This window comes from Streptomyces sp. NBC_00250 (assembly GCF_036192275.1).
Classification (GTDB): Bacteria; Actinomycetota; Actinomycetes; order Streptomycetales; family Streptomycetaceae; genus Streptomyces.
In genome coordinates this window covers 3,583,530-3,608,425 of the sequence record NZ_CP108088.1, presented here as the reverse complement: position 1 = coordinate 3,608,425, position 24,896 = coordinate 3,583,530, and the positions used below count along the sequence as shown (strand labels likewise).

The following is a 24,896-nucleotide window of genomic DNA, read 5'->3' as shown; positions in this document are numbered from 1 at the left end:
GGCCCTCCCCCAGGGGTCCCGCGCTCCGCCGAACCTTCCTCGCCACGGCGGCAGCCGTCACCTCACGCCTTGATGCCCCGAAGCGTCAGCTCCAGCAGGCGATCCGCCAACTCCGCGTCCTCCGGACACTGTTCCGCCGCCAGCGCGATCGCGTTGGTCAGCTGCATCAGGTCGCCGATCGACACGTCGGCGCGCACCTGGCCCGCCTCCCGGGCGCGCCCGAGCAGCCGCTCACCCGCCGCGCGCAGCGGATCGCTGCACTGCGCGAGCGCCGAACTCCGGTCGTACGAGGCGGACATCAGCGCGTGCGCGAGCCCCCGGTACTCGCCCGCGTGGGCGATCAGGGCCCGCAGCCACTCGACGAGCGCCCGGCACGGCTCCTCGGCCTCGGCCAGCTCCCCCGAGCGGTCCAGGAGCTCCGTCAGGGCTTCCTGGAAGACGGCGTTCAGCAGCTCGGCCCGGGTGGGGAAATGACGGTAGAGGGTGCCGATCCCCACGCCCGCGCGGCGCGCGATCTCCTCCAGGGGCGCGTCGGCGCCCTGTTCGGCGAAGGTGACACGGGCTTCGGTGAGCAGCCGCTCGTGGTTGCGCCGTGCGTCGGCTCGCATGGGTGAAGGCCCTCCCCTCGACGAAGGGCCCGCAGGCGGTTGCCTGCGGGCCCTTCGTACCGTACTTGGTGCGACGGTCAGTCCTTGATGTCGCAGATCGCGGCGCCCGAGGTGACCGAGGCGCCGACCTCGGCGGCCAGGCCCTTGATGGTGCCGGAGCGGTGGGCGTTGAGCGGCTGCTCCATCTTCATGGCCTCCAGGACGACGATCAGGTCGCCTTCCTTGACCTCCTGGCCCTCCTCGACCGCGATCTTGACGATCGTGCCCTGCATCGGGGAGGCGAGGGTGTCGCCGGAGGCGGCCGGGCCGGACTTCTTGGCGGCGCGGCGCTTCGGCTTCGCACCCGCGGCGAGGCCGGTGCGGGCCAGGGTCATCCCCAGCGAGGACGGCAGCGAGACCTCGAGGCGCTTGCCGCCGACCTCGACGACGATCGTCTCGCGACCGGTCTCGTCCTCGTCGGCATCGGCGCCGGCGGGGGCGAAGGGCTTGATGTCGTTGACGAACTCGGTCTCGATCCACCGGGTGTGGACCCGGAAGGGGTCTGCGGTGAAGTCGGGGTCGACGACGACGGCCTGGTGGAAGGGGATGGCGGTGGCCATGCCCTCGACCTTGAACTCGCCGAGCGCGCGGGCGGCGCGCTGCAGGGCCTGCTCGCGGGTGGCACCCGTCACGATCAGCTTGGCGAGGAGCGAGTCCCAGGCCGGGCCGATCACCGAGCCGGACTCCACGCCCGCGTCGAGGCGGACGCCGGGGCCGGTCGGCGGGGCGAAGAGGGTGACGGTGCCGGGGGCGGGCAGGAAGCCGCGGCCCGGGTCCTCGCCGTTGATGCGGAACTCGAAGGAGTGGCCGCGGATCTCGGGGTCGCCGTAGCCGAGTTCTTCGCCGTCGGCGATGCGGAACATCTCGCGGACGAGGTCGATGCCGGTGACCTCTTCGGTGACCGGGTGTTCGACCTGGAGGCGGGTGTTGACCTCCAGGAAGGAGATCGTGCCGTCGGTGCCGACGAGGAACTCGACCGTGCCGGCGCCGACGTAGCCGGCTTCCTTCAGGATCGCCTTGGACGCCGCGTACAGCTCGGCGTTCTGCGCCTCGGACAGGAACGGCGCGGGGGCCTCCTCCACCAGCTTCTGGTGGCGGCGCTGCAGCGAGCAGTCACGGGTGGAGACGACGACCACGTTGCCGTGGGAGTCGGCCAGGCACTGCGTCTCGACGTGGCGGGGCTTGTCGAGGTAGCGCTCGACGAAGCACTCGCCCCGGCCGAACGCGGCAACGGCCTCACGCACGGCCGAGTCGTACAGCTCGGGGACCTCCTCCAGCGTCCGGGCGACCTTCAGACCACGGCCACCGCCGCCGAAGGCGGCCTTGATCGCGATCGGCAGCCCGTGCTCCTCGGCGAACGCCACGACCTCATCCGCACCCGAGACCGGGTCGGGGGTGCCCGCGACGAGCGGGGCACCGGCACGCTGGGCGATGTGACGGGCCGCCACCTTGTCACCCAGATCACGGATCGCCTGCGGCGGCGGACCGATCCACGTCAGACCCGCGTCCAGCACGGCCTGCGCGAACTCGGCGTTCTCCGAAAGGAACCCGTAACCGGGGTGGACCGCGTCCGCACCCGAGTCCTTCGCCGCCTGCAACACCTTCGCCATGTCCAGATAACTGGTCGCCGGAGTGTCACCGCCCAGAGCGAACGCCTCATCAGCCGCCCGGACATGCAGAGCATCCCGGTCCGGCTCGGCGTACACGGCCACGCTGCCGATACCCGCATCCCGGCACGCCCGGGCCACACGGACAGCGATTTCGCCACGGTTGGCGATGAGCACCTTGCGCACGATGGCTCCCTCCTTGAAACAAGCTGAGTTTAGGGACTGCCGACACGGCCTTTCGACCCGTCCCCAGTGGTGAGCTTGCCCACACGGAGCGTGACCCCGGGCCTGCTCGGGTCGTGAATTCCCTTGTCGCACCACGGTACGCAGGGTTCCTTTACGGCACAGTAGCTCCGAGGTGTGGCGCAGGTCTCTGTTCATGCGGCCAGTCGCCATTCGGGTTTCTTTGTCGAGTCCCTACGAATGGCCCAGTGATTCTTTGCCCTGCCGTCCGCCGTCGCCGGTCGTGTGCGCACTCTTGTCCAGAGGTTTACCGGCCAGTAGCCTTCGCGCTGTCGATCGTACTGTCGGTAACAGTCGTATGCAGGGGGTGGCCGAGGTGGCCCGCAGACCGATAGCTCTCGTGACGGCGGCGGTGCTGTTCCTCGAGGCACCCGGGATCGTCGCGATCAACGCCGTGATGGCACGGTTCGTCAAGGTCCAGACGATGTCCCTCGACGGCATGGACCCCGACGCGATGTACACCGGCACCTGGGCGCTGGGCATCGGCTCCGGCGTCGCCCTCGCCCTGTGCGGCCTCGTCGCCCTCGTCGCGGGCATCCGCGACCGCCGGCCCGGCCGGATCGGCCGGGGCCTGCTCATCGGCTGCGCGGTCGTGCACGGCCTCCTCGGCGCGGTCACCCTCGGCCTGATCGGCTGGGGCGCCTTCGCCTTCATGATGCTCGTACTCGGCCTGATCGTGCTCACCCTCGTGGCGTACGGCAAGAGTGCCGAGCACCGCGGGGAAGAGCGCCGCGAGGAACCCCGCGAGGAAGCGCCGGCGCCCGCGTAACCGCCGCCGGGCGGGCCGGGACGGCCACCGGCGCCGACGTTCCGCGGCCCTCAGGTCCAGAGGTCGGTGATCTGCACGCCCAGCTTCCCGAGGAGCGTGCGCAGCAGCGGCAGCGACAGGCCGATCACATTGCCCGGGTCGCCGTCGATGCCGTCGATGAACGGCGCCGAGCGCCCGTCCAGGGTGAACGCGCCCGCCACGTGCAGCGGTTCGCCGCTCGCCACGTACGCCGCGATCTCGTCGTCCGTCGGCTCGCCGAAGCGGACCACGGTGGAGGCCGTCGCCGACTCGTAGCGCTTGGCGGCCGTGTCGTACACGCAGTGGCCGGTCTGGAGGATGCCGACCCGGCCGCGCATCGCCTTCCAGCGGGCGGTGGCCTCCTCGGCGTCCGCCGGCTTGCCGAGGGCCTGCTTGTCGAGCTCCAGGACCGAGTCGCAGCCGATGACCAGGGCGCCGAACACCTCGGGCCGGGCGGCCACATGGGCGGCCTTCGCCTCCGCGAGGGCGAGCGCGAGCTCGGCCGGGGTCGGGGCGTGCAGCTTGTCCTCGTCGACCCCGCTCACGATCACCTCGGGGGCGAGCCCGGCCTGCCGGAGCAGGTTGAGGCGGGCGGGGGAGGCGGAGGCGAGCACGACACGGCGCGGATCAGCAGTCATGGGGGCAGCGTAGCCAGTCGCGGGGCCCCCTTCGCGTCGAAGGCCCGCCGAAGCCCGTGGGAGCCCGTCGAGGTGGGCCGGGGCGTCAGCGCGCGTTGACCACGAACATCGCCACCACCATCGCCAGGGCGAGCAGTATGCCCGCGCGGCGAAGCTTCGCCTGCATGTCGCGCAGGAACTTCGGCGGCTGATTCTTCGGGTCCGACCACAGCATGCCTCCGATCCTGCGGGTGCGACGGGCGGGGCGCCTGAGTACGGATACTCAGCCGCCCCGGTGTCGAAGGACTATTCGCGGACGAACGGAAGGTCGCCTCAGGGCCGCGCCCGGATGAACACCCCGTCCCGCGCCGCCGCGAGGGCCGCCGTGACCGCCCGTTCCGTCACTTCCCCGGTGAGTTCCTCGCGGGTGACGGTGAAGCGGTAGTACAGCGGCGCGGAGACGGCGCGGAGCAGCTCCGTCGGGTCCGTCTCCGCCGGGATCTCGCCGCGGGTGGCGCCCTTGGCGACGACGGGCGCCCATTCGCCGAGCCTGGTCCGGTAGAAGTCGGCGAGCGCGCGGGCGCACTCCTCGTCGCAGGCGGCCGCGGCGATGACCGCGCGGAAGACGGCGCCCATCCGGGGGTCGGTGAGGGTGTCCCGTACGAGTTCGGCGTTGGCCCGCAGGTCGCCCGCGAGGCTGCCGGTGTCGGAGGCGGGCAGGGACTGCTCGGCCATGTCGTGCAGGAGGTCGGTGACCAGGCCGACGGGCGAGCCCCAGCGGCGGTACACGGTCGTTTTGCCGACGCCCGCGGTCGCGGCGATCCGGTCCATGTTCAGGGCGTGGAAGCCGGTGTCGGCGAGGGCGTCCTGGGTGGCGTCGAGGACGGCCCTGCGGACCTTCGCGGTGCGGCCGCCGGGACGCAGGGTGCCGGGCGAGGCCGGCTGGCTCTCGGTCAAATGGGTCTCCTGTTCCATTAACGCCATCGACTCTGCTACGGTACGGGACATCTTAACGGAACCAGTCTCCCATTAAGGGGTCGCGCTCATGGTTGCCCTCGATCTCCCCACACCCACTCCCACCTCCACGGAACACCCGGACACCCGGATGACCGGCCGGATGCGGCTCGTCCTCGTCGTCCTCCTCGTCGCCCAGTTCATGCTGGCCGTCGACTTCTCGATCCTGAACGTCGCACTGCCCGTCATCGGTCAAGGACTCGGCTTCAGCCTCGGCGGCCTCCAGTGGATCGCCACCGCCTTCGCCCTCGCCGCCGCCGGCTTCACCCTGCTCTTCGGGCGCGTCGCCGACCTCGTCGGACGCCGCCGCCTCTTCCTCGGCGGCATGGCGCTCCTCGGCGCCTCCTCCCTCGTCGGCGGCCTCGCCACCGGCCCCGAGATGCTGATGGCGGCCCGCGTCGCCCAAGGCCTCGCCACCGCGGCCGTCACCCCCGCCGGACTCTCCCTGCTCACCGCCGCCTTCCCCGAGGGCCCCCTGCGCGCACGGGCGCTCGGTCTCAACGGAGCCCTCATGTCCGCGGGCTTCACCACCGGCGCGATCCTCGGCGGCGTCCTCACCGACCTGCTCTCCTGGCGCTGGGCGTTCCTCGTCAACGTGCCGGTGGCCCTCGCCGTCCTCCTCGTCGCCCCCGCCGTCCTCACCGAGAGCCGCCCCGCCGTCCGGCCCCGCCTCGACGTACCCGGCGCGATCACCGTCACCGGCGGACTCCTCGCCCTGGTCTACGGCCTGACGACCGAACCCCTGGCCCTCGTCCTCGGCGTCGCCCTGCTCGTCGCCTTCTGGTTCATCGAGCGGCGGGCCGCCTCGCCCCTGGTACCCGTACGGATCCTCACCCGCCGCACCGTCGTCTGGGGCAACGTCGCCGGGCTCGTCGCCTTCGTCACCGAGACCTCCCTGGTCTTCCTGATGACCCTGTACCTCCAGGACGTCCTCGGCTTCTCCCCGCTCGCCGCCGGCCTCTCCTTCGGCGTCCTCGGCGCGGGCACGGTCCTCGGCGGGGTGTTCGCCTCCCGCTTCATCGGCCGCTTCGGCGCCCGTACCGCCCTCGTCGCCGGAGGCCTCCTCCAGGCCGCCGCGACCCTCGCCCTCTACGGCCTCGGCGACGACCGCGGCAGCCTCTGGCTGCTGCTCGCCGCGACCTTCGCCGGCGGCGTCGGCAACATGCTCGCGATCGTCGGCTTCATGGTCACCGCCACCTCCGGGATCCCCGACCACGAGCAGGGCACGGCGACCGGCCTCGCGACCATGACCCAGCAGATCGGCATCACCATGGGCACCCCGATCATGAGCGCCGTCGTCGTCACCTCCCCCGTGCTCCTCGACGGCATCGGGCTCGCGGTCCTCGTCAACGCCGCCATCGTCGTGGCCGGAGCCGTCCTGGCCGGCGTCTTCCTGCGCCGCACGTGACGGGTGACAGGGACACGAGAAGGGCCGGACCCCCACCCGGGGAGTCCGGCCCTTCCTCGCGTGCCGACCCGCGACTACACCGGCCAGTACGACCGTGCCCACGCCCGCGGGCCCGGGCGGGGCCGTACCGAACGCGCGATCCGGGACGGGTCCGACCACCCCTCCGGCACCGCCGGGCCGCCGCTCTCGGCGGACGCCGCCGCCGTCGCCGCGGCCCGGGCCTGAACCACCGCCAGTGCGGCGGCCAACTCCTCCGGGGTCGGGTTTCCTCGTACGACCTTGATCATGTGGACTCCTTGAAGGGTCAGGTCCGGGGAGGCCTAGAGCGGGATGTTGCCGTGCTTCCTCGGGGGCAGCGATTCCCGCTTCGTCCGCAGCTGACGCAGCCCCTTCACGATCTGCGGGCGCGTGTCCGACGGCAGGATCACCCCGTCGATGTAGCCGCGCTCGGCCGCCGTGTACGGGTTCAGCAGGGCGTCCTCGTACTCCTGCATCAGCCGCGCCCGCTCCGCATCCTGGTCCTCGGCGGCGGCGATCGTCCGGCGGTGCAGGATGTTGACCGCGCCCTGCGCGCCCATCACCGCGATCTGCGCCGTCGGCCAGGCCAGGTTCAGGTCCGCGCCCAGGTGCTTGGAGCCCATGACGTCGTACGCGCCGCCGAAGGCCTTCCGCGTGATGACCGTGATCAGCGGGACCGTGGCCTCCGCGTACGCGTAGATCAGCTTCGCGCCGCGCCGGATGATGCCGGCGTACTCCTGGTCCACGCCCGGCAGGAAGCCCGGCACGTCCACGAAGGTCAGGACCGGGATGTTGAAGGCGTCGCAGGTGCGGACGAACCGCGCGGCCTTCTCCGACGCGTCGATGTCCAGGCAACCCGCGAACTGCATCGGCTGGTTCGCGACGACACCCACCGGGAAGCCCTCGACACGGCCGAAACCGGTCAGGATGTTCGGCGCGAACAGCGCCTGCGTCTCCAGGAACTCACCGTCGTCCAGGACGTGCTCGATGACCTTGTGCATGTCGTACGGCTGGTTCGCCGAGTCCGGGATCAGCGTGTCCAGCTCGCGGTCCTCGTCCGTCGCCTCGGTCTCCGCGACCTCCGGGAAGGCCGGCGGCTCCGAGAGGTTGTTCGACGGAAGGTAGGACAGCAGGGACTTCACGTACTCGATGGCGTCCTTCTCGTCACCCGCCATGTGGTGCGCCACGCCCGAGGTCGAGTTGTGCGTCCGGGCGCCGCCCAGCTCCTCGAAGCCCACGTCCTCGCCGGTCACCGTCTTGATGACGTCGGGACCCGTGATGAACATGTGCGAGGTCTGGTCCACCATCACCGTGAAGTCGGTGATCGCGGGGGAGTAGACCGCGCCGCCCGCACACGGGCCGACGATCAGCGAGATCTGCGGGATCACCCCGGAGGCATGGGTGTTCCGGCGGAAGATCTCGCCGTACATGCCGAGCGCGCTCACACCCTCCTGGATGCGGGCGCCACCGGAGTCGTTGATGCCGACGACCGGGCAACCGGTCTTCAGCGCGAAGTCCAGCACCTTGATGATCTTCTGGCCGTACGTCTCGCCCAGCGCACCGCCGAAGACCGTGAAGTCCTGCGAGAACACGGCGACCGGGCGCCCGTCGACCGTGCCGTAGCCGGTGACGACACCGTCTCCGTACGGCCGGTTCTTCTCCAGACCGAAGTTGGTCGACCGGTGGCGGGCCAGCTCGTCCAGCTCGACGAAGGAACCCTCGTCGAGCAGCAGGGCGATCCGCTCGCGCGCGGTCAGCTTGCCCTTCGCGTGCTGCTTCTCCACCGCACGCTCCGAGCCGGCGTGGGTGGCCTCGTCGATACGGCGCTTGAGGTCCGCGATCTTGCCTGCGGTCGTGTGAATGTCGATCTCGTACTGCTCTGCCGGCTCGGACATCGGGATGCGGCTCCCTGCCTGGTCACGGGGGGTTCGTTGACTACGAATGGGCTACTGCTCAGCTACTGAGCCGTAGCGTATCGACGCGGATACGGTTCGGCACTGCGGTCTTTGCCACACCTAGTCTGGCTTGCATGACGTCCTCCCAAGGCTCCGGCGGACCCTGGTCCGACCTCGACCGGCCCCCGCTGAACGCCCCCGCACTGCGCCGCGCCCTCGTCCTTCCCGAGGGCCTGTGGACCTCGCTCGACGTGGTCACCGGCACCGGATCCACCAACAGCGACCTCACCGCCCGCGCCGACGAGCTGCCCGAGGGCGCCGTACTCGTCGCCGAGGAGCAGACCTCCGGCCGCGGCCGCCTCGACCGCAGCTGGACGGCCCCCGCACGCTCCGGGCTCTTCCTCTCCGTCCTCCTCAAGCCGGAGGTGCCCGTCCAGCGCTGGGGCTGGCTCCCGCTGCTCACCGGCGTGGCCGCGTCGACGGGCCTCGCGAAGGCCGCCGGGGTCGACATCTCCCTCAAGTGGCCCAACGACCTCCTGGTTTCCGTCGCGGGCGAGGAACGCAAGACCGGCGGCATCCTCGCGGAGCGGGCCGGAGCGGACGGCGTCGTCGTCGGCCTCGGCATCAACGTCACCCTCCGCGAGGAAGAACTCCCCGTCCCGGCCGCAGGCTCCCTCCTCCTCGCCGACGCGGTCTCCACCGACCGCGACACCCTCCTGCGGGCCGTCCTGCGCTCCTTCGAGGAGTGGTACAGGACCTGGGTGCGGGCGGACGGCGACCCCGCCGCCTCCGGACTCCAGGAGGCGTACACGGCCGGCTGCGCGACCCTCGGCCGCCGCGTCAGGGCCGACCTCCCCGGCGAACGCATGCTGGAAGGCGAAGCGGTCGCCCTGGACGGCGACGGCCGCCTGGTCGTCGCCACGGAGGGCGGCGGCACGGAAGCGGTGGGCGCGGGCGACATCGTCCACCTGCGATCGGCCACCTGACCCCCCGGTGTGGGCATGCGTTCCGCCAGGGGCGGGACGGGTGGGCCCACCCCACCAGCGCGCGGCGCCCTCCAGTCCGGCCACCCCGAGGGCCCGCGCGCCCAAGGGCCTCGCACGACAGGAGGGCCCGCACGACAGGCCCCGGAACACAGGCGGCAGCCGTTAAGGCGTGAGCCAGCCCACAGCTGTCGTATCGTGGAGCGCGATCCCAGGCGACAGATCGGCAGGGCAAGTGGGCAGGGAACGGGCAGGAGGCGGCCGGTGACCGTCGACGACGAGAACGAGGGCGGCGCGCCCGAGCCTCCCACGTACCCCACCCCCCACCACGAGGTCGACCACACGGCCGAGCCGAGCGACGACCCGCTCGCCATCCGCCTCGAACAGCTCATCCTCGGCGCGGACCGCCGCTACACCCCGTTCCAGGCCGCCCGCACCGCCGGCGTCTCCATGGAACTCGCCTCCCGCTTCTGGCGCGCCATGGGCTTCGCCGACATCGGCCAGGCCAAGGCGCTCACCGAGGCCGACGTCCTCGCCCTGCGCCGGCTCGCCGGTCTCGTCGAGGCCGGGTTGCTCAGCGAGCCGATGGCCGTCCAGGTCGCCCGCTCCACCGGGCAGACCACCGCCCGGCTCGCCGAGTGGCAGATCGACTCCTTCCTGGAGGGCCTCACCGAGCCGCCCGAGCCCGGCATGACCCGCACCGAGATGACGTACCCGCTGGTCGAGCTGCTCCTGCCCGAGCTGGAGGAGTTCCTCATCTACGTCTGGCGGCGCCAGCTCGCCGCCGCCACCGGCCGGGTCGTGCAGGCGGCCGACGACGACGAGATGGTCGACCGGCGGCTCGCCGTCGGCTTCGCGGACCTCGTCGGCTTCACCCGGCTCACCCGGCGCCTGGAGGAGGAGGAGCTCGGCGAGCTCGTCGAGGCCTTCGAGACCACCTGCGCCGACCTGGTCGCCGCGCACGGCGGCCGGCTCATCAAGACCCTCGGCGACGAGGTCCTGTACGCCGCCGACGACGCCGGCACGGCCGCCGAGATCGCGCTGCGGCTCATCGAGACCCTCAGCCACGACGAGACGATGCCCGCACTGCGCGTAGGCATCGCCTTCGGCACCGTGACGACCCGGATGGGCGACGTCTTCGGCACCACCGTGAACCTGGCCAGCCGCCTCACCTCGATAGCGCCGAAGGACGCCGTCCTCGTCGACGGCGCGCTCGCGGAGGAGCTGTCCAGGACGAGGGAGGCGCCCGTCTCGGAGACGGAGGCCGCCGAGGAGGCCGTCCGCGCGGAGAAGGAGGGCCGCCAGGCGGCCACGTACCGCTTCGCGCTCCAGCCGATGTGGCAGCGCCCGGTCCGCGGCCTCGGCGTCGTCGAACCCTGGCTCCTGACCCGCCGTCCCACCTAGGATCTCCGGTGAACGTCTGTTAACAGCCGTTAACAGACCTTGATCGGGAGGGTGTGCGGCATGTCCGAGCAGCGTTTTGGTGAGTTCGTCGTGGTCCGGCGGGACGGGCACGTCGCCGAGCTGGTCCTCGACCGGCCCAAGGCGATGAACGCCGTGTCCTCCGAGATGGCCCGCTCCCTCGGTGCCGCCTGCGACGCGCTCGCGGCCGACGCCTCCGTCCGCGTCACCGTGCTCACCTCCTCGAACGACCGGGCCTTCTGCGTCGGCGCCGACCTCAAGGAGCGCAACTCCTTCACCGACGCCGAGCTGGTCCGTCAGCGGCCGACCGCCCGTGCCGCCTACACCGGCGTCCTGGAACTGCCGATGCCGACCGTCGCGGCCGTGCACGGCTTCGCCCTCGGCGGCGGCTTCGAGCTGGCGCTCGCCTGCGACGTGATCGTGGCCGACGCGACCGCCGTCGTCGGCCTCCCCGAGGTCTCCGTGGGCGTCATCCCCGGCGGCGGCGGTACGCAGCTGCTGCCGCGCCGGGTGGGCGCGGCGCGCGCCGCCGAGCTGGTCTTCACGGCCCGCCGGGTGGAGGCGGAGGAGGCCCGCGAGCTGGGCCTGATCGACCTTCTGGCAGAGGATGCGCGGGCGGGAGCCCTGGAGCTCGCCGGGCGGATCGCGGTCAACTCGCCGGTCGGGCTGCGCGCGGCGAAGAAGGCCATGCGCCTCGGCCAGGGCCTGGACCTGCGGGCGGGCCTGGAGGTCGAGGACGCGGCCTGGCGTTCGGTGGCCTTCTCGGGGGACCGTGCGGAGGGCGTGGCGGCCTTCAACGAGAAGCGGAAGCCGAACTGGCCGGGCGAGTAAGTTTTACCGTTTTGCACCAGATGTCACTTACGGTGACGTCTCGGAAGGGAAAACGGATCAAACCTCCCTAAGCTGGAGGAATGGGTGAGGACGTGCGGCTGCGGGCCGTAGTGGCGCTGGCGCAGGGGATGGCGGCGGCGCACACTCCACGCGAGTTCTGGCGGGCGGCGGCGCTCGGGGCCCGCGACGGGCTCGACGGGACCTTCGCCGCCCTGTCGGTCTGGCAGCGGGACCACGGACGCCTCAAGGTCCTGGTGAACGCCGGGGAGCGGGCCGTCGGCGAGGAGGAGTTCCCGGACTCGGAGACGTATCCGGTCCACCAGTTCCCCGAGATCACGGAGTTCCTGCACGAGCAGTGGGCGGGCGGCGGCAAGCCGGACGCCTGGGTGGAGACCGCCGCCGACCCGGTGTCGACGGGTCGGGTGGCCGGTCTGCGCCGACGCGGGCGCGGCTGCTGTGTGGTGGCCCCGATCGTGCTGCACGGGCGCGCGTGGGGCGAGCTGTACGTGGCTCGCCCGCCGGAGGAGAAACCTTTCACCCGCGCGGACGCCGACTTCGCCACGGTCCTGGCGGCGGTCGTCGCGGCGGGCATCGCCCAGGCCGAACGCCTGGAGGAGGTCCGCAAACTCGCCTTCACCGATCCCCTGACGGGACTGGCCAACCGGCGGGCCGTCGACACCCGCCTGGACGAGGCCATCGAGCGCTACCGGGCGGACGGCTCCGTCGTCAGCCTGATGGTCTGCGACCTCAACGGCCTCAAGCGGGTCAACGACACCCACGGCCACGCCGTCGGCGACCGCCTCCTCGAACGCTTCGGCTCGGTCCTCTCCCGCTGCGGCGCCATGCTCCCCGGCGCCCTCGCGGCCCGCCTCGGCGGCGACGAGTTCTGCCTCCTGACGGTCGGCCCGACGGCCGACGAGGTCGTGGCGGTCGCCGAGGAGCTGTGCGTACGGGCGGCGGAGCTGGAACTCGGTGAGGGCGTGGCCTGCGGGGTGGCGTCCACCGGCGACCCCATCGGCCCGCTCAGGTCGGCCCGCCGCCTCTTCCGCCTCGCGGACGCGGCCCAGTACCAGGCCAAGGCGGCCCGCTCGTCGAAGCCGGTGGTGGCGGGCCGCGACGGCACGGTCATCCGCCTCGCCGACGCCCCGCCGGGAGCCCGCGACCGCCGCCGCTTCAGGGACGCACCACCGGTGGACCCGGGGCCGCCGCCCGGGTCGGGCGGGGCTTAGGGCTGCCCGGAGAGGTCGTGCAGGGTGCGCAGGCCCCGGAGGAAGCCCTCGCGGTCGGCCGCCGGCAGTCGGGCGAGCAGGTGTTCCTCGCCCTCCTGGATCGCGGCCTGCGTGGCGTCGCGCAGGTGGCGGCCCTCGGCGGTGAGGGAGAGAAGCCGCGCCCGGCGGTCCTCGGGGTCAGGCTGCCGGCGCAGCAGTCCGCGTGCCTCCAGGTCGTCGAGGACGGGGATGATCCGCGTCTTGTCCGCCCGGACGGCCTCGGCCAGCGCGGCCTGGGTGCGGATGGGCTTCTCGTCGAGGTGGAGGAGGACCACGTACCCCCACATGGTCAGACCGTGGGCGTCGAGGATCGGCTGCTCGGCGGCCATCAGGGTGCGGCCGAGCGGGACGACCATGGCGGCGAGGTCGGGGCGAGGGGGGTCGGAGGGGTGGGAGGGGCTGCCCGGGGTCGCGGTGGCTGGGGTGGCTGCGGTCGATGCGTCCGCTGCGGTGTTCTCGGCCATGGCCACGAAAATACCCGTTGACAATTGATAAGCACGCGCAGATCGTAAGCGGATGCCTATGAATGTGAAGGGGTCTCCGGACCCCGTGGACTTCGACCGGCTCCGGGACCTCCACGCACGCGTGATCCGGGACAGCGCGACCCTCGTGCACCGGATCGCCCCGGCGGATCTGGCCCGGCCGACCCCGTGCGCGGCGTGGACCCTGGCCGATCTGCTCGCCCACATGACGGCCCAGCACCACGGGTTCGCGGCCGCCGCGCGCGGCGACGGTGGGGACCCGGCGCACTGGGAGGTCCGCCCGGCGGACGGGGACGCGCTCGCGCGGTACGGCGAGGCGGCCGAGCGGGTCGTCGCCGCCTTCGCGGCGGTGGACGGCCCGGACAGGGCCTTCGACCTGCCAGAGTTCAGCCGGGACCGGACGCTCAGGGCCGAGCGCGCCGTCGGCTTCCACCTCATCGACTACGTGGTGCACGGCTGGGACGTCGCTCGCAGCCTCGACCTCCCGTACGTGCCGGAGCCGGACGTCCTCGCCGTGGCCCTGCCGATCGCCGAAGCGGTTCCGGGCGGCGAGGCGCGTAAGGCCCCGGGCGGCCCCTTCGGGCCGGAGCTGCCGCCGGCTGAGGGGGCGGACCCGCTGGACCGCATCCTCGCCGTCCTGGGCCGCCGGGCGGGCTGGCGCCCGTGCTGAGGTCGCCCTGGACGCCGGGCTCGTACGAGGGGCGGGGCGGCGGCCGGCCGGTGCTGGTCAGCGTCACCGACTTCCGCCTCGACCGGCGCAGGGACCTGCCGGGCGTCCACCGCGCGGCCCGAAGGCTCGCGGCGGACTGGCCGGCCCTCGAAGGGGCGTACGGGATGTGGCTGTGGGCGCAACCGCTGGCGCGCCGCTGCGGCGCGGTGGCCGTCTGGCGCGACGAGGCGGCCCTCCGTGCCTTCGTCACGTGGCCGCCACACGTCGCGATCATGCGCGCGTACCGGGGGAGGGGTGCTTTGACCTCGACCGGCTGGGAGGCGGCGAGGTTCGAACCGGCGGCGATCTGGGGTCGGGCGCGGGGGGTGATCGGGGAGGGTTCAGGGGGTGGGGGGTTCTGATGAGGTGCGGGTGCGGCCGCCCTCTTTCCGAGTGTGGCGGCCTCCACCACCGCGTCAAGGGCGCCTCCGGCGTCGCTGCGCGATGGGCTGCGCCCACCCTTGACCCGGCGGCGGAGGCCGCCTTTTCACACTCGGAGGGCGACCGGGGGGCGAGGCCTACGCAGAGCCCCGGGCAGTGTCCGGGGTCGGTGTGTGCGTCTGGCGGCCGGTGGGTGGGGGCTCGGTTCGCGGCGGGGCTGGGTGCGTGCCCTTCCGGCCGGTCGGGGGTGCGCGGCCGTGCGATGGGGCGGTCGGGCTTGGCTCAGCGGGTTGCGGTCGGTGGGTGGTCGGGCTTCAGGCCCCGCTGGTCTGTGTTCGTGGGTGGCGGGAGCGGCTGGCGAGAGTTTCTTGCAGTTTCATCGCCCGGAATGGGCGAAGTGCCCCCTTTGGGCCTCAATCCGAGACGTGCTACTCGGAGTAATGCAGGGTTTCCACTCCCCCCACCCGCCGGGAGCGACCAGCGGGGCCTGAAGCCCAGCCCATGGACTTCCATCGGCCGCTGAGCCGAGCCCGACTGCCCCATCGCACGGCAGCGCACCCCCAACCGGCGGGAAGGGCGCCCACCCAACCCTGCCGCGAACCAAGCCCCCACCCACCGGCCGTCAGACGCACGCAATCCCCGGATACCGCCCGGGGCCCGGCGGTGACCCCGCCCCCCGGACCGCCCTCCGAGAGGTCTTTCGCTCCTGGAGGCGGTGGGTCAAGGGTGGCCGAAGGCCATCGCGCAGCGACGCGACCGCAGGGAGCGCCCTTGACGCACCGCCGGAAGGAGCGACTCTCGGAAAGAGGGCGGTCCCACCAGAAGCCCACGAACCCGGCCCACCCCAAGAACCCCAGGCCCCAAGCCCGAGCCTCACGCGTAACCGAGCTGTTGCTTCAGCCAGGCATGGGTCTGCCGCGCTTTCAGGACATCGACGTCGTCCGCGCCGAGGATCCGGGCGTAGGTGTCGATGAACTCGTCGTAGAGGCGGGCGGCTCTGGCGTGGGCGCCCGTGCTGGCGACGTACCAGGCGTGGCTGTGCCGTGCTCCCAGGACTCGGGTGTCCTCCGGCCCCAGGACCCGGGTGTACGTGTCGATGAATCCGTCGAAGAGACGGGCGGCCTTGGCGTGTTTGCCCGTCTCGCCGACGTTCCAGGCATGGACGTGCCGCGTTTCCAGCGTGTCGGGGGCGTCGGCGCCGAGGATCCGGGTCCGGTCCTTGATGAGTCCGGCCAGCAATCGCGCCGCCTTGGCGTGGTCGCCGCTCCGGCCGGCGTTCCAAGCCTGGTTGTGCCGGGCGGACAGGACTTCGGCGTCGTCCTGCCCCAGGGTCTGGGCGTAGACGTGGATGAACTCGTCGTAGAGGCGGACCGCCGTGGCGTGTTCGCCGGACATTCCGGTGTTCCAGGCGTGGTTGTGCCGGGTGGCCAGCGTGTCGGGGTGGTGAGGGCCCAGCACGCCGGTGCGGTCCTTGATGAGTTCGGTCTGCATTCTGGCCGCCCTGGCGGGGTCGCTCGCGATGCCGATGCTCCGGGCGTGCTGGTAACGAGCCGACAGCACCTGTGAGTTGTCGGGGCCGAGGACGCGTTCGTAGACGTCGATGAACTCCTCGTAGAGGCGAACCGCTGTGGCGTGGTCGCCCGTCTCGCTCACGTTCCAGGCATGGTTGTGCCGTGCTGCCAGGACGTCGGTGTCGGCCGTGCCGAGAACCCTGACATAGGTGTAGACGAACGCGCCGTAGAGGCGTACGGCTTCGGCGTGGTCACCTGCCTGTCCGATGTTCCAGGCATGGTTGTGCCGGCTGTACAGCGTGTCGGGATGTTCCGCGCCGAGGACCCGAGTGCGGTCCTTGATGAGCACTGCCTGCATCCGGGCCGCTTTGGCGTGGTCTCCGCTCTGCCCCACGTTCCAGGCGTGGTCGCCGCACGCCCGCAGCACTCCGGGGTCGTCGGGGCCGCACACGCGTGCGTACCGGTCGATGAACTCGTTGTAGAGGCGGACGGCCTCCGCGTGGTTCCCGGTCCGGCCGACGTTCCACGCGTGGTCGCGGCGTCGGGCCAGGGTGTCCGGGTGGTCCGGCCCGAGCGTGTGTGCGCATTCGGTGCCCAGGTCGGCGAACAGTCGCGCGGCCTCCTGGAAGTCCTTCGTGTCGGACACGGAACGCGCGTGCTCCGTACGCGTGCGCAGCGGGTCCTCGACCGTGGGAGTCGGCTTCTCCGGTTCCTCGACCGTCGGGGTCGGTCCCGCCCCGCCCCGAAGTTCACTCAGTACGGCGCTCAGTCGGTCGCGGGCCTGGCTTGCGGTGGTGGGGCGTCGGTCGGGGTCCTTGGCGAGCAGGGCCGACAGGAGGTCGTCCAGCGCGGGGGGTATCCCGTCCCGGTGGGTGCTGGGGGGCTGGGGTGGGGTGTACACGTGGGCGAACGCCATCGCGCCCACCTCCAGTAACCCGAACGGAGGCTGCCCCGTGACCAGTTCGTACAGCACGCATCCGAGGGAGTACAGATCCCCGCGCCCGTCGCCGACCTTGCCCTGCAGGCGTTCCGGTGGCATGTAGGCGGGTGTGCCGACCACCCGGCTGGCCGTCGTGGCCGTCGACAGGTAGCGGGCGATGCCGAAGTCGAGGATCTTCACCGTCCCCGAGGGCGTCACCATGAGGTTCTCCGGCTTCAGGTCGCGGTGGACGACCCCGGCCGCGTGCGCGGCCACCAGTGCGTCGGCCGTCTGTATCGCGCATTCCAGCGCGACGTCGAGCGTCGGCGTCCCGTCGTCGGTCAGGACCGACCGCAGGTCCTTGCCCTTCACCAGCTCCATCACGAGGAACAGGGTTCCGTCGGTGTCCTGGCCCAGGTCGTACACCGTCACGACACCCGGATGATTCAGTCCTCCCGCGGTCCTCGCCTCGCGGAAGAACAGGTCGAGTGCGCCGTCCACCCGGGACATGTGCTGCTGGAGCAGTTTGACCGCGACGTGTCTGTGCAGGCGGGTGTCGCGCGCGGCCCAGACCTCCCCCATGCCGCCGCGGCCCAGTACCCGGTCCAGCTCGTAGCGGTCGGCCAGCATGCGTGCCACTCACGTGCCCCCTTGTCCCCCACGCTTCCTGCCGGATCCGACTGTAGGACGCGGCAGGGGCCGAGCACAGGCGATCACGGGCGCCGTCCTCCGCGCGGCAGACTGGGGCCCCATCGGGAATGATCGATGCGTAAGGGTCCGTCCCCCGCCCGACCGGTGACGAAGTCACCTAGTGACATGTCGGTCTTCAGTCCGTAGGGTGCTGAATATGGATATGCAGACAGTCGTCCTCGGCACGTCCGGCACGACCCCGCAGGACGTCATCGACGTCGCCCGCCACGGCGCCCGCGTCGAGCTGTCGCCCGAGGCCGTGGAGGCCCTGGCCGCCGCCCGGAGCATCGTCGACGCGCTCGCCGCCAAGCCCGAGCCCGTCTACGGGGTCTCCACCGGCTTCGGCGCGCTCGCCACCCGGCACATCGGCCATGAGCTCCGTGCCCAGCTCCAGCGCAACATCGTCCGCTCGCACGCCGCCGGCATGGGCCCGCGCGTCGAGCGCGAGGTCGTCCGCGCCCTGATGTTCCTGCGGCTCAAGACCGTCGCCTCGGGCCACACCGGCGTCCGCCCCGAGGTCGCGCAGACCATGGCCGACGTCCTCAACGCCGGGATCACCCCGGTCGTGCACGAGTACGGCTCCCTCGGCTGCTCCGGCGACCTCGCCCCGCTCTCCCACTGCGCCCTCGCGCTCATGGGCGAGGGTGACGCCGAGGGCCCCGACGGTGAGCTGAAGCCCGCCGGCGAGCTGCTCGCCGCGCACGGCATCGCGCCCGTCGAGCTCAAGGAGAAGGAGGGCCTGGCCCTCCTCAACGGCACCGACGGCATGCTCGGCATGCTGGTCATGGCCCTCGCCGACCTCGACACCCTCTACAAGTCGGCCGACATCACCGCCGCGCTCTCCCTCGAAGCCCTCCTCGGCACCGAGAAGGTCCTCGAACCCGAGCTGCACGCCATCCGCCCGCACCCGGGCCAGACGGCCTCCGCCGCCAACATGCTTGCCGTGCTCAAGGGCTCCGAGCTCACCGGTCACTTCCAGAGCGGCGAGGCCCCCCGCGTCCAGGACGCCTACTCGGTCCGCTGCGCCCCGCAGGTCGCCGGCGCCGGCCGCGACACCATGGCCCACGCCCTGCTCGTCGCCGAGCGCGAGCTGGCCGCCGCCGTCGACAACCCGGTGGTCCTCGCCGACGGTCAGGTCCGCTCCAACGGCAACTTCCACGGCGCCCCCGTCGCGTACGTCCTCGACTTCCTCGCGATCGCCGCCGCCGACCTCGGCTCCATCGCCGAGCGCCGCACCGACCGGCTCCTCGACAAGAACCGCTCGCACGGCCTGCCGCCCTTCCTCGCCGACGACGCCGGCGTCGACTCGGGCCTGATGATCGCCCAGTACACGCAGGCCGCCCTGGTCAGCGAGATGAAGCGGCTCGCCGTTCCGGCCTCCGCCGACTCCATCCCGTCCTCCGCGATGCAGGAGGACCACGTCTCCATGGGCTGGTCCGCCGCCCGCAAGCTGCGCACCGCGATCGGCAACCTCAACCGGATCATCGCCGTCGAGCTGTACGCCGCGACCCGCGGCATCGAGCTCCGCCACGGCCTGACCCCGGCCCCCGCCTCCCAGGCCGCCATCGACGCCCTGCGCGCGGCCGGCGTCCAGGGCCCCGGCCCGGACCGGTTCCTCGCCCCCGACCTGGCGGCCGCCGACACCTTCGTGCGCGAGGGCAAGCTGCTCGCCGCGGTGGAGCCGGTCACCGGCCCGCTGGCGTAAGCGGGGACAGCAGCTGACGTGAGGGCCCGCCCCGGAAGTCCGGGGCGGGCCCTTCGCGCTCTCCACGGCCGCCGGGGCCTGTCCGGCGGCCGATCCCCGGCCGGAGCCGTGACCGATCCGCCGGTCGGCTCCCGGACGGTCCGGTCGCGGCTAGACGGTCCGGTCGCGGCGGCGCATCGCCAGCGCCACGAAACCCGCGCCGACGCCCAGGAAACCCGTCCCGCCGATCAGATACGGCGTGGTGTCCCGGCCGCCGGTCTCCGCCAGACGTCCGTCCGCGACGGGACCGTCCTGGGTCACCCCGATCCGTACCCCGCCCTGCTCGTCGGTGGCGTTGGCGGACGGTACGAACCACAGGGCGCACAGCAGTGTCCCCGCGGCGGTCGCGGTCATCAGTGGGCGTCGGGCGGCGGACACGGAAATTTCGATCCCCCTTGCGGAAACCGCGAATTGGTCGGTGCGCCGATGCTAATGAACACAGCGGGTCGTGGGAAAGCCGAGGGCCCGCGGGCGCCTACGCTCCGACCCATGAGTACTTCTGAGACAGCACGCTATGTACGCCTTCGCGTCGATGTGGTTCTGGAGATCGACGGGCCGGCCGAGCTGACCGAGGCCGCCGAGGCCCGGATCGATGCCGACGAGTTCATGCCGGAAGAGGAGCGGGTGCCCGCCCGCGCCGCGGCGCGGGAGGACAGCGCCGAGGCCCTCGCGTACCTCGTCGAGCCCTTCGACCTGATCCGCGACGTCCCCGGCATCGAGATGGTCCAGGCCTCCTGGAGCAGTGAGGAGATCGACTACGACCCCGATGCGCTGGAGTGGGAAGTCGACGAGGAAGATGGGGCGGAGGAAGACGACGACCGGTCGTAAGACCGGTATCCGCCCTGTTCGCAGGCCCCGGGACGGCGTCCCGGGGCCTGCGGTGCGCCTGGCGACGGGACCCGCCGGAAGCCCCGGGAACCGGACGGACCGTACGTGCGTGTCGATCAGTGGTGGCCCACCCGTGGGCCAGTGGTGTTCCCCACAAACGCTCCGCTTTCGGAACCGGACGGGGTGTCATGGGCGTTCATAACAAGAAGTTGGCAGGGAATCGGCGACGATGGAGAAGCGTGTGATGACGGACGGCAAGCGCCGCCGCAGGAGCCTGGCCGCCGCGGCCGCCGTGCTCGGCGGCGTGCTGGTGCTCTCGGCGTGCAACGACGGGGACAAGGGCGCGGGCGCCTCCGGCTCCGCGACGCCGCAGTCACAGGCCCAGGTCGACGAGGCGGCCGCGCAGAAGACCTCCAAGGCGCAGATCACCATCTCGCCGAAGAACGGCGCGCAGAACGCCTCCATCAACAACGACGCCAAGGTCACCGTCACCGAGGGCAAGCTCACCGAGGTCGTCATGACCTCCGCCGAGGGCGAGGCCGTCAAGGGCGAGATAGCGGCCGACGGCCTCAGCTGGAAGCCGACCGGCCAGCTCAAGCGCGCCACGGTCTACAAGATCGCCGCCACCGCCGCGGACGCGGAGGGCCTGGAGGCCCACGAGAACTCCTCGTTCACCACCGTCTCCAAGGCCAACAGCTTCATCGGCAACTTCACGCCCGAGGACGGTTCGACCGTCGGCGTCGGCATGCCGGTCTCGATCAACTTCAACAAGGCGATCACCGACAAGGCGGCCGTCCAGGGCGGCATCACGGTCACCTCCAGCAGCGGCCAGGAGGTCGTCGGGCACTGGTTCGACGGCACGCGCCTCGACTTCCGTCCGGACGACTACTGGACCGAGGGCTCGACCGTGACCCTCAAGCTCGACCTCGACGGCGTCGAGGGCGCCGACGGTGTCTTCGGCGTCCAGCAGAAGACCGTCACCTTCAAGATCGGCCGCAACCAGGTCTCCACCGTCGACGTCGCCACCAAGACCATGACGGTCACCCAGGACGGCAAGACGATCAAGACCATCCCGATCTCCGCCGGCTCCCCGGACAACCCGACCTACAACGGTCAGATGGTGATCTCCGAGAAGTTCAAGGAGACCCGGATGAACGGCGCGACCGTCGGCTTCACCGACGACGACGGCAAGGGCGAGTACGACATCAAGGACGTGCCGCACGCCATGCGCCTGTCCACGTCGGGCACGTTCATCCACGGCAACTACTGGGGCCCGGACTCGATCTTCGGCTCGGCCAACACCAGCCACGGCTGCGTCGGCCTGAACGACGTCAAGGGCGCCGGCGACCCGAACCAGCAGGCCGCCTGGCTCTACGACCACTCGATCGTCGGTGACGTCGTGATCGTCAAGAACTCCAAGGACAAGACGATCTCCCCCAGCAACGGCCTCAACGGCTGGAACATGAACTGGGCGGAGTGGAAGGCCGGCTCGGCGGCCTGACGCCCGGCACGCGCCCACGAGAACGGCGGCCCCCTCCACGACGGAGGGGGCCGCCGTTCCGCGTCACCGTACGACTTCCTCCACACCCCACTGCGCCAGCAGCCGCAGCGCGTCCGCCGACGCCGTTCCCGGCTCCGCCTGGTACGTCACGATCACCAGATCCGGGTCCCCGCCCGCCACCTTCATGCTCTCGTACGCCAGCGTCATCTCGCCCACCAGCGGATGCCGCAGCCGCTTCGTCCCGTGCCCCTTGTCCGCGACGGTGTGCGCCGCCCACAGCGAGCGGAACTCCTCGCTCTTCACCGACAGCTCGCCGACCAGCGCCAGCAGCGCCGGATCGTCCGGATAGCAGCCCGCGTACAACCGCAGCACGCTCACCACCTCGGTCGCCTTGCTCTCCCAGTCCAGGTAGAGATCGCGCGCGTTCGACCCGAGGAAGACCAGCCGGGCCATGTTGCGCTCCTCCGGCTCCATCGCCGCGAAGTCGCCCATCAGGGCCCGCGCCATCCGGTTCCACGCGAGGATGTCGCCCCGACGCCCCATGAGGAAGGCGGGGACGCCGTCCATCGCGTCCAGGAGGTGCTGCAGACCGGGCCGCACCAGCTGGGGACGGGCGATCGCCGCCCGGTGCTGCTTCTTCTTCGCCGTCGGCTTGGCCAGGTGCGTCAGATGCGCCCGCTCGGTGTCGCTCAGCCGCAGGGCCCGCGCGATGGAGTCGAGCACCTCCATGGACACATTGCGGCCGTTGCCCTGTTCGAGCCGGGTGTAGTACGCCACCGACACCCCGGCCAGCTGCGCCAGCTCCTCCCGGCGCAGCCCCGGTACCCGGCGATGACGCCCGAACTCCGGCAGACCCACGTCCTCCGGCTTCAGCCGGGCCCGGCGCGAGCGCAGGAATTCGCTGAGTTCGGCACTGAGATCCATGTGACCCGATTATCCCAGGTCGTACGTCCCGGCGGACGGCTGTTCCTGTCCCTGCCAGTGGTAGGCACGCTGGACGTAGGCAGAACAGAGGCCTGGGTACGTGCCGCGGACTCCGGCAGGCTCGTCCCCATGACCACGAACGTGACCACCGTCCCCGCCTTCGCCGCACCCGCCGCCAACGCCCCGCTGGAGCGCACCACCGTGCCCCGCCGGGCCGTCGGCGAGCACGACGTCCTCATCGAGATCAAGTACGCCGGCATCTGCCACTCCGACATCCACCAGGCGCGCGACGGCTGGGGCGAGGGCATCTTCCCGATGGTCCCCGGCCACGAGATCGCCGGTTTCGTCGCCGAGGTCGGCTCCGGGGTCACGAAGTTCCAGGTCGGCGACCGGGTCGGCGTCGGCTGCTTCGTGGACTCCTGCCGGGAGTGCGCGTACTGCCTCCAGGGCCTGGAGCAGTACTGCTCCGGCACCGGCATGACCGGCACGTACAACGCGCTCGACAAGAACGGCGAGCCCACCTACGGCGGCTACTCCACCCACATCGTCGTCGACGAGAACTACACCCTGCGCATCCCCGAGGGCATCGCCCTCGACGAGGCCGCGCCGCTGCTCTGCGCGGGCATCACCCTCTACTCGCCGCTCGCCCACTGGCAGGCCGGCCCCGGCAAGAAGGTCGCCATCGTCGGCCTGGGCGGCCTCGGCCACATGGGCGTCAAGATCGCCCACGCGCTCGGCGCCGAGGTGACCGTGCTCAGCCAGTCGCTGAAGAAGCAGGAGGACGGGCTCAAGCTGGGCGCCGACCACTACTACGCGACGAGCGACCCGGAGACCTTCACGAAGCTCGCCGGCACCTTCGACCTGATCATCTCCACCGTCTCCGCGCCGCTGGACTTCGGCGCCTACCTGAGCCTGGTGAAGACGGACGGCGCCCTGGTGAACGTCGGTGCGCCCGAGGAGCCCGTCGCGCTCAACCTCTTCTCCCTCATCGGCGGCCGCAAGACCCTCGCGGGCTCGATGATCGGCGGCATCGCGGAGACCCAGGAGATGCTGGACTTCTGCGCGGCCCACGGCCTGGGCGCGGAGATCGAGGTGATCGACGCGGACCGGATCAACGAGGCGTACGAGCGGGTGATCGCGAGCGACGTCCGCTACCGCTTCGTCATCGACGCGTCGACGATCTGACGACGGAGGCGGGCCCGGGGCGGCCGGCGCGGAACCGGCGGCGGGCCCGGAACCGGCGGGGAGGGCCGTCGGCGGTAGCCCGGGCTGCCGGGGCATGACCTCCGGGGTAATCGACTCCGTACGGTCCGCCCGGGCAGCCTTGCCTCATGACCGCATACGCCATCGGAAACCTGCACCCGAAGCCCGTCCTCGACGAGGAGGTCTTCACCTACATGGAGCGCATCCAGGCCACCCTCGACCCCTTCGGGGGCCGCTTCCTCGTGCACGGCGCCCCCGAGCGCGAGGTCCGCGAGGGGACGTGGCCCGCCGCCCTCGTGATCATCGGCTTCCCGACGTACGCGGACGCCCGAGGCTGGTACGAGTCCGAGCCCTACCGGGCGCTGATCCCGCTGCGCACCCGTCACATGGCCGGCGACGTCCTCCTCGTCGACGGCGTCGCCCCCGGCTACGACCCGGCGGCGACCGCCGCCTCGCTACGGGCGTCCTCGGCCGACGACACGGCCTGAGCAGGGCTCGGGCCGTGTCGCCAGTCGCCAGTCGTCAGCCGTCAGCCGTCAGCCGTCGGCCTTCGCGACGCCGATCGGGCAGGAGACGCCCGTACCGCCGATGCCGCAGTAGCCCGCCGGGTTCTTGTCCAGGTACTGCTGGTGGTAGCCCTCGGCCGGGTAGAAGGCACGGCCCTCCGCCGGGAGGATCTCCGTGCTGATCGTGCCGTAGCCGGAGCCCGTCAGGACCTTCTGGTAGGCCTCGCGGGAGGAGTCGGCCGTCGCCGCCTGTGCGGGCGTGTGGGTGTAGACCGCCGAGCGGTACTGGGTGCCCACGTCGTTGCCCTGCCGGAAGCCCTGCGTCGGGTCGTGGGACTCCCAGAAGAGCTTCAGGAGGGACTCGTACGAGACCTTCGCCGGGTCGAAGACGACCCGGACGACCTCGGTGTGACCGGTCAGGCCCGAGCAGACCTCCTCGTACGCCGGGTTCGGCGTGTAGCCGCCCTGATAGCCGACGAGGGTCGTCCAGACGCCGTCGGTCTGCCAGAACTTGCGCTCTGCGCCCCAGAAACAGCCGAGGGCGAAGTCGGCGACCTCCAGGCCCTCCGGGTACGGGCCGAGGAGCGGGTTGCCGAGGACCGTGTGACGCTCGGGGACGGCGAACTCCGGCTCGGGGCGGCCGCGCAGGGCCTGCTCGGGGGTGGGGAGGACGGGGGTGCGGGACAGGAACATGCTGCATCTCTCCTCGACGGTCGGCAGTGCTCACAACGCCTGCGGGCGGGGAGGGATTCCCCGAG

General features: G+C 71.7%; 25 protein-coding genes. 13 read left to right on the top strand and 12 right to left on the bottom strand.

From position 1 onward, the window contains the following. Nucleotides 1-62: 62 nt before the first annotated feature. Both OG259_RS16020 and OG259_RS16015 read right to left on the bottom strand, forming a co-directional pair. Nucleotides 63-608, bottom strand: coding sequence for a TetR/AcrR family transcriptional regulator (locus OG259_RS16020; RefSeq protein WP_328942898.1), 546 nt, complete (start codon nt 606-608; stop codon nt 63-65). A gap of 77 nt (nt 609-685) precedes the next feature. Further along, the gene (locus OG259_RS16015) at nt 686-2,440 is read right to left on the bottom strand and encodes an acetyl/propionyl/methylcrotonyl-CoA carboxylase subunit alpha (protein WP_328942897.1); all 1,755 of its coding nucleotides are present in this window, start codon (nt 2,438-2,440) and stop codon (nt 686-688) included. 355 nt (nt 2,441-2,795) lie between these two features. Here OG259_RS16015 and OG259_RS16010 point away from each other — a divergent pair, with 355 nt between their 5' ends. Beyond that, nucleotides 2,796-3,266, top strand: coding sequence for a hypothetical protein (locus OG259_RS16010; RefSeq protein ID WP_328942896.1), 471 nt, complete (start codon nt 2,796-2,798; stop codon nt 3,264-3,266). A gap of 50 nt (nt 3,267-3,316) precedes the next feature. Here OG259_RS16010 and OG259_RS16005 read toward each other — a convergent pair whose 3' ends face one another. The 3 genes from OG259_RS16005 to OG259_RS15995 all read right to left on the bottom strand — a co-directional run bounded on the left by OG259_RS16005 (nt 3,317) and on the right by OG259_RS15995 (nt 4,909). Further along, nucleotides 3,317-3,922 carry a nucleoside triphosphate pyrophosphatase gene (locus OG259_RS16005; RefSeq protein WP_328942895.1) on the bottom strand — a complete coding sequence of 202 codons (606 nt, stop codon included), beginning with the start codon at nt 3,920-3,922 and terminating at the stop codon, nt 3,317-3,319. A gap of 85 nt (nt 3,923-4,007) precedes the next feature. After that, complete coding sequence (gene mmpB, locus OG259_RS16000) at nt 4,008-4,136, bottom strand: morphogenic membrane protein MmpB (protein ID WP_328942894.1); 129 nt, start codon at nt 4,134-4,136, stop codon at nt 4,008-4,010. A gap of 98 nt (nt 4,137-4,234) precedes the next feature. Then, on the bottom strand, nt 4,235-4,909 hold the full coding sequence (locus tag OG259_RS15995) for a TetR/AcrR family transcriptional regulator (protein ID WP_443051975.1): 675 nt from the start codon (nt 4,907-4,909) through the stop codon (nt 4,235-4,237). A 37-nt stretch (nt 4,910-4,946) separates the two neighbouring features. Between OG259_RS15995 and OG259_RS15990 the strand changes: the two genes are divergently transcribed. After that, entirely contained in the window at nt 4,947-6,323 is a 1,377-nt protein-coding gene (locus OG259_RS15990; RefSeq protein WP_328942892.1) for an MFS transporter, read from the top strand. A gap of 74 nt (nt 6,324-6,397) precedes the next feature. Here OG259_RS15990 and OG259_RS15985 read toward each other — a convergent pair whose 3' ends face one another. Together OG259_RS15985 and OG259_RS15980 are read right to left on the bottom strand one after the other, a co-directional pair. Next, a complete protein-coding gene (locus OG259_RS15985; protein ID WP_030223749.1) occupies nt 6,398-6,610 on the bottom strand; it encodes an acyl-CoA carboxylase subunit epsilon in 213 nt (70 codons plus the stop codon). Nucleotides 6,611-6,643: 33 nt separating this feature from the next. Next, a complete protein-coding gene (locus OG259_RS15980) occupies nt 6,644-8,236 on the bottom strand; it encodes an acyl-CoA carboxylase subunit beta (RefSeq protein ID WP_328942891.1) in 1,593 nt (530 codons plus the stop codon). A 134-nt stretch (nt 8,237-8,370) separates the two neighbouring features. Here OG259_RS15980 and OG259_RS15975 point away from each other — a divergent pair, with 134 nt between their 5' ends. The 4 genes from OG259_RS15975 to OG259_RS15960 all read left to right on the top strand — a co-directional run bounded on the left by OG259_RS15975 (nt 8,371) and on the right by OG259_RS15960 (nt 12,701). Next, nucleotides 8,371-9,222: a biotin--[acetyl-CoA-carboxylase] ligase gene (locus OG259_RS15975; protein ID WP_328942890.1), complete on the top strand. Its 852-nt coding sequence runs from the start codon at nt 8,371-8,373 to the stop codon at nt 9,220-9,222. Nucleotides 9,223-9,483: 261 nt separating this feature from the next. Further along, nucleotides 9,484-10,623, top strand: a complete 1,140-nt coding sequence (locus tag OG259_RS15970) for an adenylate/guanylate cyclase domain-containing protein (protein ID WP_328942889.1) — start codon at nt 9,484-9,486, stop codon at nt 10,621-10,623. A 60-nt stretch (nt 10,624-10,683) separates the two neighbouring features. After that, nucleotides 10,684-11,472, top strand: coding sequence for an enoyl-CoA hydratase/isomerase family protein (locus OG259_RS15965; RefSeq protein WP_328942888.1), 789 nt, complete (start codon nt 10,684-10,686; stop codon nt 11,470-11,472). Nucleotides 11,473-11,552: 80 nt separating this feature from the next. Further along, on the top strand, nt 11,553-12,701 hold the full coding sequence (locus OG259_RS15960) for a GGDEF domain-containing protein (protein ID WP_328942887.1): 1,149 nt from the start codon (nt 11,553-11,555) through the stop codon (nt 12,699-12,701). Here OG259_RS15960 and OG259_RS15955 read toward each other — a convergent pair. Further along, a complete protein-coding gene (locus OG259_RS15955; RefSeq protein WP_328942886.1) occupies nt 12,698-13,204 on the bottom strand; it encodes a MarR family winged helix-turn-helix transcriptional regulator in 507 nt (168 codons plus the stop codon). The two genes, OG259_RS15960 and OG259_RS15955, sit on opposite strands and share 4 nt — an antisense overlap. A 52-nt stretch (nt 13,205-13,256) precedes the next feature. Here OG259_RS15955 and OG259_RS15950 point away from each other — a divergent pair, with 52 nt between their 5' ends. Both OG259_RS15950 and OG259_RS15945 read left to right on the top strand, forming a co-directional pair. Beyond that, nucleotides 13,257-13,892, top strand: a complete 636-nt coding sequence (locus OG259_RS15950; protein ID WP_328942885.1) for a TIGR03086 family metal-binding protein — start codon at nt 13,257-13,259, stop codon at nt 13,890-13,892. Then, entirely contained in the window at nt 13,886-14,293 is a 408-nt protein-coding gene (locus OG259_RS15945; protein WP_328942884.1) for a hypothetical protein, read from the top strand. The genes OG259_RS15950 and OG259_RS15945 overlap by 7 nt, the downstream gene beginning before the upstream one ends. An 892-nt stretch (nt 14,294-15,185) precedes the next feature. Here the strand turns inward: OG259_RS15945 and OG259_RS15940 are convergent. Further along, on the bottom strand, nt 15,186-17,372 hold the full coding sequence (locus OG259_RS15940) for a serine/threonine-protein kinase (protein WP_328947097.1): 2,187 nt from the start codon (nt 17,370-17,372) through the stop codon (nt 15,186-15,188). A 223-nt stretch (nt 17,373-17,595) separates the two neighbouring features. Here OG259_RS15940 and hutH point away from each other — a divergent pair, with 223 nt between their 5' ends. Next, nucleotides 17,596-19,137 (top strand): histidine ammonia-lyase, encoded by a 1,542-nt coding sequence (hutH, locus tag OG259_RS15935; protein ID WP_328947096.1) that lies wholly within the window; start codon nt 17,596-17,598, stop codon nt 19,135-19,137. A gap of 150 nt (nt 19,138-19,287) precedes the next feature. Here the strand turns inward: hutH and OG259_RS15930 are convergent, their stop codons facing one another. After that, nucleotides 19,288-19,554: a hypothetical protein gene (locus OG259_RS15930; RefSeq protein WP_328942883.1), complete on the bottom strand. Its 267-nt coding sequence runs from the start codon at nt 19,552-19,554 to the stop codon at nt 19,288-19,290. Nucleotides 19,555-19,665: 111 nt separating this feature from the next. On the opposite strand from OG259_RS15930, the gene OG259_RS15925 reads away from it, so the two are divergent. Together OG259_RS15925 and OG259_RS15920 are read left to right on the top strand one after the other, a co-directional pair. After that, nucleotides 19,666-20,004, top strand: a complete 339-nt coding sequence (locus OG259_RS15925) for a hypothetical protein (RefSeq protein WP_328942882.1) — start codon at nt 19,666-19,668, stop codon at nt 20,002-20,004. A gap of 229 nt (nt 20,005-20,233) precedes the next feature. Further along, nucleotides 20,234-21,505: a L,D-transpeptidase gene (locus tag OG259_RS15920; protein WP_328942881.1), complete on the top strand. Its 1,272-nt coding sequence runs from the start codon at nt 20,234-20,236 to the stop codon at nt 21,503-21,505. Between the two features lie 63 nt (nt 21,506-21,568). On the opposite strand, the gene OG259_RS15915 is transcribed toward OG259_RS15920, so the two are convergent. Then, the gene (locus OG259_RS15915) at nt 21,569-22,429 is read right to left on the bottom strand and encodes a helix-turn-helix transcriptional regulator (protein WP_328942880.1); all 861 of its coding nucleotides are present in this window, start codon (nt 22,427-22,429) and stop codon (nt 21,569-21,571) included. Between the two features lie 129 nt (nt 22,430-22,558). On the opposite strand from OG259_RS15915, the gene OG259_RS15910 reads away from it, so the two are divergent. Continuing rightward, nucleotides 22,559-23,614: an NAD(P)-dependent alcohol dehydrogenase gene (locus tag OG259_RS15910; protein ID WP_328942879.1), complete on the top strand. Its 1,056-nt coding sequence runs from the start codon at nt 22,559-22,561 to the stop codon at nt 23,612-23,614. 146 nt (nt 23,615-23,760) lie between these two features. Beyond that, nucleotides 23,761-24,120, top strand: a complete 360-nt coding sequence (locus tag OG259_RS15905) for a DUF1330 domain-containing protein (RefSeq protein WP_328942878.1) — start codon at nt 23,761-23,763, stop codon at nt 24,118-24,120. Between the two features lie 48 nt (nt 24,121-24,168). On the opposite strand, the gene msrA is transcribed toward OG259_RS15905, so the two are convergent. Beyond that, nucleotides 24,169-24,831: a peptide-methionine (S)-S-oxide reductase MsrA gene (gene msrA, locus OG259_RS15900; protein WP_328942877.1), complete on the bottom strand. Its 663-nt coding sequence runs from the start codon at nt 24,829-24,831 to the stop codon at nt 24,169-24,171. Nucleotides 24,832-24,896: the final 65 nt, after the last annotated feature.